Origin of the sequence: Arthrobacter sp. GMC3 (assembly GCF_002929305.1) — a bacterium.
In the GTDB taxonomy this organism is placed as follows: Bacteria; Actinomycetota; Actinomycetes; order Actinomycetales; family Micrococcaceae; genus Specibacter.
On sequence record NZ_PJIO01000002.1, the window covers coordinates 333598 to 343963 of the forward strand.

Sequence of the window (10366 nt, forward strand, 5' to 3'; positions counted from 1 at the left end):
GGCAAGAGCTAGGGCCGGGCAGGAGTGTGAAAAACTGCAACCATGATTCCACTGGTTCCCACACCCGAGCAGCTCGCCTGGCAGCACGATCAACTGGGTGTCTTCCTCCACTTCGGTATCAACACTTTCCACGGGAAGGAGTGGAGCGACGGAACCCTGCCCGCAGCCTCCTTCAACCCGGGCAATCTCGACGCCGAACAGTGGGTGAAAACTGCCCGGGACGCCGGCGCGAAATACGTCGTCTTGACCGCCAAACACCACGATGGCTTCTGCCTGTGGCCAACCGCAACCACCAGCTATTCCGTTGCGTCCTCGCCCTGGCGGGATGGGCGCGGTGACGTGGTGGCCGAGGTGGCCGCCGCCTGCCGCAAACATGGCGTGAAACTGGGCCTGTACCTGTCCCCCTGGGATCGCAATGCCGCGTGCTACCCGGATCCGGTGGCCTACGACGCGTTCTACCTGCGCCAGCTCCGAGAACTGTGCAGCAACTACGGCAAGCTGTGTGAGCTGTGGTTTGATGGCGCCGGCTCTCAGGGACGCGAATACGACTGGTCAAGCATTGCCGCCCTTATCGACGAACTCCAGCCCGGTGCCATGGTCTTCAACATGGGTGCGCCAACCATCCGCTGGGTTGGCAATGAAGATGGCCTGGCCGCAGATCCAGTGAACTATGTAGTGGACCAGACGGACTTTTCCAACTACACGGTACATTCGGCGGCATTGGCGCAGGCCCTCTATTTGCCGCCGGAATGCGATGTCTCCATCCGCCGCGGCTGGTTCTGGCACCCCGGGGATGAACCAAAGTCCCTCACCCACCTGCTCGCCATTTACTACCGTTCGGTGGGGCTGGGTGCGAACCTTTTGCTGAACCTGCCGCCAGATACTCGCGGCCTGATCCCCGACGACGACGTAGCCCGTGTGCATGCGTTTTCCGGTGAACTCCGACGCCGTTTCGCAGCCCCCAGCGTTGCTTCCCTGCACGCCGTGGGGGAAGGGGTGTGGATGGCCGAGTTCGCGGCGGAAACCCGTCTCGACCATCTGCGGCTATCCGAGGACCTCACCCGGGGGCAGCGGGTCACGGCGCACAGGATCAAGGACGGGGATGGCCAGGTAGTGATGGGCGCAGGTACCGTCGGCGCCCAACGTATCCACGTCTTCCCCGCCGTGACAGCCAAAAGGTTCTTCATCGAGTTGGACGGCGACAACCCGGCGCTGACCTCCGTCGTCGGATTTAACACCGGCGTCGAAGTCATCCCCGAGATCGACTACACGGCCTCCACCGACGCCCCGGACTAGGATCACCGGGTCCCCGGGGCGCCGCCGAAACTACTTCGTGCTGAGCTCTTCCGTGACGGTGGCCAGCGTGCCGGTATCCACATCCTGCGACGGACCGTTCAGATAGCGGTCCAGCGAGTCATCCATGGCGTTCAACCAGCGCGTGTGGTGCTTGGTGGCCATGGTGCCGGTGACAACCGAGCGGTGGACCATGTCGCGGTAACCCAAAATGTCGCTCTCCTTGTGCCCCATCCAGTCTTTGAAGAGCTGCGAAACGGCATCCAGATCGAACGGCGGGTAGTCCGTGGCATCGATCAGCTCGCGCAGGTAGTCCGACTGGAAATCGGCCTCGGCGTTGTGATCTGGCAGCGCCGCCAGGCGTTCGAGCCATAGCTGGATGTCTGCCTCGCGCGCCTGTTGCGAGGGCAACTCGATTTTTCCGGTCATGACATCACGGGCAAACCATGCCTGCGCATCAAACATGTTGAAGGTGTAGTACTGGTCCTGCGCGCCAAGGTAGAACAGGTTGGTGTTTTGCTGCCACACCACACCCTTGTACAAATTCCCCGGGTACAGCACGTTTTTGGACTTCAGGGAAAGATCGCTGGGCAGGAAAGGGTATTTGTGCTGGTAACCGGTACACAGCACGACGGCGTCGAACTCGCCCTTGGTGCCGTCTAAGAAATGCGCGGTACGGCCCTCGAAATGGGTGACAAGGGAGCGCTCAACGGTGTTTTCGGGCCAGTCAAAGCCCATGGGTGCCGTGCGGTAGCTGAAGGTGACGGACGCTGCCCCCATCTTGTGTGCTTGCATGCCGATGTCCTCGGCGGAGTAGCTGCTGCCGATCATGAGCAGGTTTTTGCCGGCAAAGCGTTCGGCGCCACGGAAGTCATGGGCGTGCAGGAGGTCGCCGGGGAAGGAGTTGATGCCCTCGAATTCAGGGACCGCGGGAAAGGCGAAGTGGCCCGTTGAAACCACCAGCTTGTCAAAGACATGTTCGGCGGTGGTACCCGTGGTCAGGTCTTCCACCGTCAGCGTGAATTCTTCGGTTGCCGGGTTGTAGCTGGTGTGGCGGGCTACCGTGTTGAACTGCACGTATTTGCGGACATCAGACTTTTCCACGCGGCCCTTGATGTAGTCGAAAAGGACTGCGCGCGGCGGGAATGAGGAGAAGGCCTGGCCAAAGTGCTCGTCAAAGGAGTAGTCGGAAAATTCCAGGCATTCCTTAGGGCCGTTGGACCACAAATGACGGTACATGCTGGTGTGGACGGGCTCGCCGTAGGCATCCAAGCCGGTACGCCAGCTGCTGTTCCACTGTCCACCCCAGTCGTCCTGCTTTTCAAAACACATGATGGACGGGATGTCCGCACCATTCTTGCGTGCTGATTCAAATGCCCGCAGCTGTGCCATGCCGCTGGGGCCCGCACCAATGATTCCGACTCGCAATGTCATGCTGTTCTCCTCATTCATTGGATATTTTTCATTCGTCGCAAGTGACGCTTCAAATCCACACTCCGGAAATCTGCGGTGGCCAGAGATGGCGCCAACGTGGCGGAGCTACAAAGCGCTGGGTGCGCGGCGGCAGTTCAAACTGCGGCAATGTGCGGGCGGCGGAGGCCGCCCGGGGCTCATGACATCAATCCCGCGCAATCCAAGCGGCGGGAGAAACGGCCCTAATCTTGGTGGCCAAAAAGGCAATCACCAAGGATTTGAAGGTGGTAGCTGCCGATCCAATGCGGCAGCGAACCTGTAACCCATTCCAACATTTTAGAAATGGTAAGTCAAAGTCATTCAATGAATAAGAGAAACTAACTCGTCCTGCTTGCGGCCCCGCATCACGCTCGGGGCCGCAAGCGTGCAACTACAGTTCGGTGACCTTGCCATCGCGGACGTCCCAGCGGGTGTCCAGGTGAACGTTTTCCAGTAGGCGCCGGTCGTGCGAAACCAGCAGGAGAGTGCCCTCGTAGCCGTCAAGGGCCTGCTCGAGCTGCTCGATGGCGGGCAGATCCAGATGGTTGGTGGGCTCATCCAGGACAAGGACGTTGACACCGCGTGCCTGCAGCAGGGCCAAGGAGGCGCGGGTGCGCTCACCGGGGGAGAGGCTACCCACCGGGCTGGTCACGTGATCCGCCTTCAAGCCGAACTTTGCCAACAGTGTGCGCACCTCGGCCTGGTTCATCTCCGGGACCAGATCCTCGAATGCGGCGCCCAAGGGCACGTCCTCCGGGAACTGGCTGCGGGCCTGGTCGATTTCGCCAAGGGCGACATTGGCGCCCAGGGAGGCCACGCCGTCGTCCGGTTCCTGGCGGCCTAGAAGCAGTCGCAACAAAGTTGATTTGCCGGCGCCATTGGGGCCCGTGATGCCGATGCGTTCGCCAGCGTTGACCTGGACCGAGACCGGGCCCAGGGTGAAGCCGTCGTGGCGCACTGTGGCCTCGTTGAGGGTGGCCACCACGGTGCTGGACCGCGGCGCGGCACCGATGCTGAACTGGAGTGCCCACTCCTTGCGCGGCTCCTCCACCTCGTCCAGCCGGGCGATCCGGGACTCCATCTGGCGCACCTTCTGGGCCTGTTTTTCGGAGGACTCACTGGCCGCCTTGCGCCGGATCTTGTCATTGTCCGGGCTCTTCTTCATAGCGTTTCGTACGCCTTGGGAGCTCCACTCGCGCTGTGTGCGGGCACGCCCCACCAGGTCCGCCTTCTTCTCGGCAAACTCGTCGTAGGCCTCGCGGGCATGCCGCTTGGCGATGGCGCGCTCCTCCAGGAACGAGTCGTAGCCGCCGTCGTACACGGTCACCTTGTTCTGGGGCAGGTCCAGCTCCACCACCTTGGTGATGCAGCGGGCCAGGAACTCCCTGTCGTGGGACACCAGAACCACGCCGCCGCGCAGGCCCTTAACGAACTCCTCCAGCCTGGCCAGGCCGGATAGGTCAAGGTCGTTGGTGGGCTCATCCAGCAGCACAATGTCGAAACGGCTCAACAAAAGTGCGGCCAAGGCAACACGAGCGGCCTGCCCGCCAGATAGTCCCGTCATGAGCGCATCCGGACCCACCTCAAGGCCTAGTTCGGCCAGGGTTGCCGGTATGCGATCGTCCAGGTCAGCCGCACCGCACGCCAGCCAGTGATCCAGGGCGTTGGCGTACCGATCATCGTCCTCGGCATTGCCTGAACCCAGTGCCTCGGCCGAGGACTCCATCGCTTCGGTGGCCTCACTGCAACCTGTGCGGCGGCCAATGTAGGCGGCGATGCTCTCACCGGCAAGGCGCTCATGTTCTTGGGGTAGCCAGCCGATGAAGGCATCCTGCGGGGCCGTGCTGACGCTGCCCGCTTGGGGTTTGTCGGCTCCGGCCAGCAGTCGCAAAAGGGTGGACTTGCCGGCCCCATTGGCGCCGACGACGCCCACCACATCGCCGGGGGCGACGGTGAGATTGAGGTTGCTGAACAAGGTACGGTGGGCGTGGCCGCCAGAAAGGTTTTTGGCCACAAGTGTTGCGCTCATGTGTCAATCTTATTTTGAATTGGGACTTCGCCGGACCGGCGGATCCGGGGTCTCGCCCTGCGAGCTCACGTTTTCGGGACGGTCATCGTCTACCCATCAGGGAACGCAACGAATCACGGCCCAGGCCGTGGGTGATGAAAGTGGAGATGCAAATGCCCGGTCAGGGATCAACAAGTAAGTGGCCGCTGGTGCAATTTATTTTGCTGGCCGTCATCTGGGGAGCCAGTTTCCTGTTCATCGCAGTCGGCCTGCAGGGACTGTCACCGGCCCAAGTGGTGCTCGGGCGCTTGTGTGCGGGAACAGTGGCGTTGGCCGCCATATCCCTGGCAACCCGACAAAAGCTGCCAAGAGAGCCCGCGGTGTGGGCGCATCTGGGCGTCGTCTCGGTTTTGCTGTGCGTTGTCCCGTTCCTGCTGTTCGCTTGGGCTGAACAGGACATTGCATCCGGCCTGGCCAGCATTTACAACGCAACAACGCCACTGATGACAACGCTCGTGGCACTCGTCGCGCTGCCGCAGGAACGTCCCGGAAAGCTTCGCCTGTTTGGCTTGCTCGCAGGGTTCCTTGGCGTCCTGGTGGTCCTGGGGCCGTGGAATGGCGCCGGTGGAGGATCACTTGCCGCGCAGGGGGCCTGTCTGCTGGCGACCGCCTGCTACGGCCTCGGGTTTGTCTACCTCAGGCGCTTTATCTCGCCGCGGGGCTTGTCCTCGCTCTCCGTGGCGACGGTGCAGGTGGGCCTTGGTGCCGTGATCATGCTGGTGCTGGCCCCGTGGATTGCGACGGGCCCCATCCAACTCTCGCCGCAGATCGTGGCAAGCATTCTTGTCCTCGGCATGGTCGGGACGGGATTGGCCTATGTGTGGAATACCAATCTCGTCGCCGCATGGGGTGCGGCGAACGCATCAGCGGTGACTTACCTGACGCCTATCGTCGGCGTCAGCCTAGGGGTGCTCCTGCTGGCCGAGCCGGTCACGTGGAACCAGCCCGTGGGGGCGCTCATCGTCGTGGCCGGAATTGCCATTAGCCAGGGCCGGCTGGACGCATTGGGCCGGTGGCGCCGGAAGGCGGCGGACCGTCGCGGCGCCGCCGCCCCTGCCGGACGTGATTAGACGGCCGGTTCCAGCTCGCGCTCTGCTGTCAGGTGGGCGGCCAGTTCGGCTGCAATTCCGGCCTTGTCGTAGCTGCCATTGAAGATCGGGGTATTCGGCTCAAAGGCCAAGCCATTGCTCAGATCTCCGGCGTCGACGGCGTCAAAACCCAGGCGCTCCACAAAGTCGAGCACCATGGTGCGGGTGGCGTCGTCGTCAGCGGCTACAGCCAAGGCGCGGCGGCCGGGAGTGCCAGCGGGCAGGGCGTCCAGTTCGAGCTCGTGGTAGCCAATGTGGTTCAAGGACTTGGCCAACAGAGCGCCCGGAATGTGCGCCAGAACCATTTCGGAGCTCGACGGCGCCTCCTCCAACTCGGGCATGTCACCGTTGGTGTCGCGCCAGTAGTTCATGGTGTCCACTACGTGCTTGCCGGCCAGGGCGGCCGGGTCGAGGGTTCGGAACTTGTGCAGCGGAACGGAGAGGACCACCAGATCGGCCTCCTCCATGACCTGGGCAGCGGTTGCGGCTTTGGCTCCGGGGGCCATGACGGAAATGATCAGGTCAATGTTCTTGGGGTCGCCGGATGCCGCAATTAGGACACGGTAACCGGCCAGCAGGGCCTGACGTGCCACGCCTGTGCCCACTTTTCCTGCGCCAAGGATGCCGATGGTCTGTGTAGTCATGCGGTTAATCTCCGTCCATATACGTTGTTCTACAGACGATCTTACTCTCATATTATCTGTTGTAAAGCGCAGTAGTGGGTTAGAATGGATGATATGAGTAACAGCGCCGCCCTAGAAACCAGCCCGAGCAGCACCCAAGAGGACTTTGGGTGGACGCTAGGCGTGTTGGTGCGCAACTATCAGAACGCCTCCGCAGCCACCATGGGTGACCTCCCCCATGGGGCCCGCGGATATCAGGTGCTAGTCGCAGTGGTGGGCGGGGAACTGCCTAACCAATTGGCGCTGGCCCAGCACCTTGGCATTGACCGCACCGTCATGACGTACCTGATCGATGACTTCGTCAAAGCCGGCCTGGTGGAACGCCAGCTGAACCCCTCGGACCGTCGTGCCCGGATCGTTGTGGGGACGGCGGCGGGCAAGGATGCGCTGGCCGACTTGCAGCGCCGCGTGACCGAGACCGAGGACGTTGTGCTCGCGGCTTTGGAGCCCGCCGAGCGCGAGGTTTTCAGAACACTTCTCCGTCGAGTGGCTTGCCATACCCCTGCCGTGAACGACCATGATCTGGGTGCATGCGAGGCCGTGGAGCAAATGCTCGGCACGGCCAAAAGCTAGTTCGCCGTCGCCGTCGTTAAGGCCGACGGCGAGTCCCGCCGGGCGCCTAGCCCTCCACCGAGGTGCCCAGGGATAACCAATTGTCCCGGCTTGCCAGCGCGGCGGCATCGGCGTCACCCATACCGGCCAGCCGGATGATCTCAGCGTGGGCCGTGACGGAGTGGCGGGCGGCGTGTGAACTGAAGCGCTGGCGCTCCACCCGCCGCAGTACTGGTAGTGCCGAATCCAGAACCTCGGGGATCATCGCGTTGCCGCAGGTGTCGATGAAGACTGTGTGGAAGTCGTCGTCGGCGGCCAGTGCCGCGTCGACGTCGTCGGCATCCAGGGCGGCCGAAAATAGGGTGTTGGCGGCGGTTAGTGCGGCCAGGTTTTGCGCAGTCAACGCGGGCACGGCCAGGCGGGTGGCGAGCTCGTGCATGGCGGCCACCACCTGTTGGGCGTTGACAGTGGATCCCGGGTCAAGTGGGGCCACCGTGGTGGCACGTCCGGGAGTGGCGATGATGAGCCCGGCCCGCTCAAGGCGCAGCAAAGCCTCCCGAATGGGCGTCCGGCTCACTCCGAGCCACGCCTCGAGCTCGGGATCCTTGAGGCGTTCGCCTGGAGCCAGGGTGCCATTGACGATGGCGTCCCGAATGGAATGATAGACATCTTCTCGGAGCAACGGGCGCTTATGGATTCCTTGGGGCAGGGGAGTGGGCATGCAACATAGAATATATCGCCCGGGCCGGACTGTGCGTGGAAAACATCAAAAACTCTTGACAAGGCGCGCTTTCCGTATGCAATATATTGCATACGGAAGAATTGGGTTGTTGCTCCGGTGCGGGCCGGAGCGCAGACAAGCAGGGGTCTGGCCTGCACCCCGGCCCCGCACCCGAAAAGGATGTCCACCATGGCAATTTCAGATTTTGAGCGCTACCCGCTGACGTTTGGCCCCAGTCCCATCCATGACCTTCCCCGCCTGTCCGAGCACCTGGGTGGCGCCACCATCTGGGCAAAGCGTGAGGACGTCAACAGCGGCCTGGCATTTGGCGGGAACAAGACCCGCAAGCTGGAATACATTGTCCCGGACGCCATCGCCCAGGGCGCGGACACTCTGGTCTCCATTGGCGGCTACCAGTCAAACCACACCCGCCAGGTGGCCGCCGTCGCAGCGAAGATCGGCATGAAGGCTCGCCTGGTCCAAGAAAACTGGGTCGACTGGCCGGACCCGCTCAGCGACCGGGTGGGCAACATCCAGCTCTCGCGCATCATGGGCGCCGACGTCAGCCTCGACGCGGCAGGCTTCGACATTGGCATTCGCAGCAGCTGGGAACAAGCCATCCAGGAGGTCAAAGACGCAGGCGGCAAGCCGTACCCCATCCCGGCAGGCGCCTCCGAACATCACCTGGGCGGGCTCGGTTTCGCCAACTGGGCCTACGAGGTGGAGCAGCAGGAAAAGGAGCTTGGCATCTTCTTCGACACGATCATTGTCTGCACAGTCACCGGCTCCACCCACGCCGGCATGATCGCAGGATTCGCCGGCCAGGAGCGCCCGCGCCAGGTCATCGGCGTTGACGCCTCCGCAACGATCGAGAAAACCCGCGACCAGGTGGCCCGGATTGCGCGCCACACCGCGGAGCTAATCGGTCTGGGCCGCGAGCTCCGCGACGAGGAAATCGATGTCAGGGAAGGCTGGGCAGGCGACTACTACGGCATCCCCATCCAATCCACCCTCGATGCCATCCGCCTCTCCGGATCCCTCGAAGGCATGATCATCGACCCCGTCTACGAGGGCAAGTCAATGGCCGGACTGATTGACCTGGTCCGGAGCCACGAGATTCCCGCAACGAGCAACGTCCTCTACGCGCACCTGGGCGGGCAGCTGGCCCTCAACGCCTACAGCGGCCTTTTCCGCTGAACGGCAGACGACGGCGGGCGCGCGCCCGCCGTCGTCGTTCTTGGCTACCACTATGAGTCCTGCGCCGGAGTCTGGTCGGCCTCCAGCTTGGCCAACTTGACCTCATAGCGCTTTTGCCGGTGTGCCTCCAACGTCAATTCGATCCAATAGGCGCACTCCCTGGCACCGTCAAAACAGGCCACCACCGAGCGGGTGAACTTGTTGCTGGGCCGGGCAGCCATGCGGTACTCCAGCCGGCCCATGTGCGCCGATTGCGGCTTGCGGAAGATGAGCAGCAGCGACGGCGCCAACCAGAGGAAATAGCCCAAAAGCGATTCGAGAACCTTCTCATTTTGTATGGCGGCGGCAGCCAAGGGGCTGACCACCGTCAAGACGACGATAACGATCAAGACCAGCGCATACGCGAGCCCCACGCCGGGGTGCGGATTGCTCCGGTAAAGCGAGAGTGCCGCGGCGATCGAAGCAGCGGCGGCAACGGCGATGGCCACCAAAACAACGGCGGAGCCGATTAACTGCGGAACAGGGAAGCCGCTGAAGGGGACAAAGGTGGCCAGAGTGAAAATGAGGCCGGCACCCGCCCACCAAACACCCAGCTTGACGATTTTCCGGGGCTCCACCAGCATTCGGTTCCGTGCGGAGACGCCCCACATTCGCTCCCATCGGCGGGTGTGCAGGCGCATGGAGGTGGTCAGGTGAAACTCGTCCATTTCACGTTGGACGGTAGCGTCGCGCTGGCGGACTACGGAAAAGATCACCAGCATCAGGCACAGTAAAGCCAGGAAGAACTTGGGACCGGAATCCGGGTCCGACGGCAGGAAGAAAACATTGTGCAAGGCCATCCACATGGTGGCAGCGGCGGCGATTCCAACCAAGAATGTCAGCAGTTCCAGCAACTCATCCAGCGCCATGGCCTGGGCTTCGCTGGCGATACCCAGCGGGTTGCGGCCACTAAACACCAGGGCAACCAGGATGGTGGCCGTGGCGCCGATGATCCAGCCCAAAGAATCGATGCCAAAGTCGAACATTTCCGGGCTGGTGAACGGGGCCAGCACTCGCTGAACGAACCGGCTCCACACCACGTTGAGGTCCCCGAAGTTGGCGATGATGCTCGCGTCCAAAGGGTGGTGGATTTGCAAGATCAGCAGGCACATCAGCCACCCGAGAAAGATCAGCGTAAGAATTTGCCGGCGCTGCTCCCGTTTTTCACGGTGGAACTCGGCAAAGTACGCCAGGTTGTGTTCTTGCGATTCAGCCACCGAAACCCCCAATGTAGGTACCCTGCCTGAGCCGATCCTATCCGAACCCTTAATTT

9 protein-coding genes are annotated in these 10366 nt (G+C 62.5%); 4 read left to right on the top strand and 5 right to left on the bottom strand.

All coding sequences use genetic code 11. The annotated features are described in order from the left end of the window. Window positions 1-42 precede the first annotated feature (42 nt). A complete protein-coding gene (locus CXQ94_RS05005; protein ID WP_104087102.1) occupies window positions 43-1296 on the top strand; it encodes an alpha-L-fucosidase in 1254 nt (417 codons plus the stop codon). A 30-nt stretch (window positions 1297-1326) separates the two neighbouring features. Here CXQ94_RS05005 and CXQ94_RS05010 read toward each other — a convergent pair whose 3' ends face one another. Together CXQ94_RS05010 and abc-f are read right to left on the bottom strand one after the other, a co-directional pair. Then, window positions 1327-2727: an NAD(P)-binding domain-containing protein gene (locus CXQ94_RS05010; RefSeq protein WP_104087342.1), complete on the bottom strand. Its 1401-nt coding sequence runs from the start codon at window positions 2725-2727 to the stop codon at window positions 1327-1329. A 409-nt stretch (window positions 2728-3136) separates the two neighbouring features. After that, the gene (gene abc-f, locus CXQ94_RS05015; protein ID WP_104087103.1) at window positions 3137-4774 is read right to left on the bottom strand and encodes a ribosomal protection-like ABC-F family protein; all 1638 of its coding nucleotides are present in this window, start codon (window positions 4772-4774) and stop codon (window positions 3137-3139) included. A gap of 152 nt (window positions 4775-4926) precedes the next feature. Here abc-f and CXQ94_RS05020 point away from each other — a divergent pair, with 152 nt between their 5' ends. Beyond that, window positions 4927-5883 (top strand): DMT family transporter, encoded by a 957-nt coding sequence (locus CXQ94_RS05020; RefSeq protein WP_104087104.1) that lies wholly within the window; start codon window positions 4927-4929, stop codon window positions 5881-5883. On the opposite strand, the gene CXQ94_RS05025 is transcribed toward CXQ94_RS05020, so the two are convergent. Further along, window positions 5880-6596 carry an NADPH-dependent F420 reductase gene (locus CXQ94_RS05025; RefSeq protein ID WP_104087105.1) on the bottom strand — a complete coding sequence of 239 codons (717 nt, stop codon included), beginning with the start codon at window positions 6594-6596 and terminating at the stop codon, window positions 5880-5882. The two genes, CXQ94_RS05020 and CXQ94_RS05025, sit on opposite strands and share 4 nt — an antisense overlap. A gap of 42 nt (window positions 6597-6638) precedes the next feature. Here CXQ94_RS05025 and CXQ94_RS05030 point away from each other — a divergent pair, with 42 nt between their 5' ends. After that, on the top strand, window positions 6639-7157 hold the full coding sequence (locus CXQ94_RS05030; RefSeq protein ID WP_104087106.1) for a MarR family winged helix-turn-helix transcriptional regulator: 519 nt from the start codon (window positions 6639-6641) through the stop codon (window positions 7155-7157). 46 nt (window positions 7158-7203) lie between these two features. Here the strand turns inward: CXQ94_RS05030 and CXQ94_RS05035 are convergent, their stop codons facing one another. Further along, a complete protein-coding gene (locus tag CXQ94_RS05035; protein ID WP_104087107.1) occupies window positions 7204-7857 on the bottom strand; it encodes a GntR family transcriptional regulator in 654 nt (217 codons plus the stop codon). Between the two features lie 189 nt (window positions 7858-8046). On the opposite strand from CXQ94_RS05035, the gene CXQ94_RS05040 reads away from it, so the two are divergent. Further along, window positions 8047-9054, top strand: a complete 1008-nt coding sequence (locus tag CXQ94_RS05040) for a 1-aminocyclopropane-1-carboxylate deaminase (protein ID WP_104087108.1) — start codon at window positions 8047-8049, stop codon at window positions 9052-9054. 50 nt (window positions 9055-9104) lie between these two features. Here CXQ94_RS05040 and CXQ94_RS05045 read toward each other — a convergent pair whose 3' ends face one another. Further along, the gene (locus CXQ94_RS05045; protein ID WP_104087109.1) at window positions 9105-10310 is read right to left on the bottom strand and encodes a hypothetical protein; all 1206 of its coding nucleotides are present in this window, start codon (window positions 10308-10310) and stop codon (window positions 9105-9107) included. Window positions 10311-10366 lie beyond the last annotated feature (56 nt).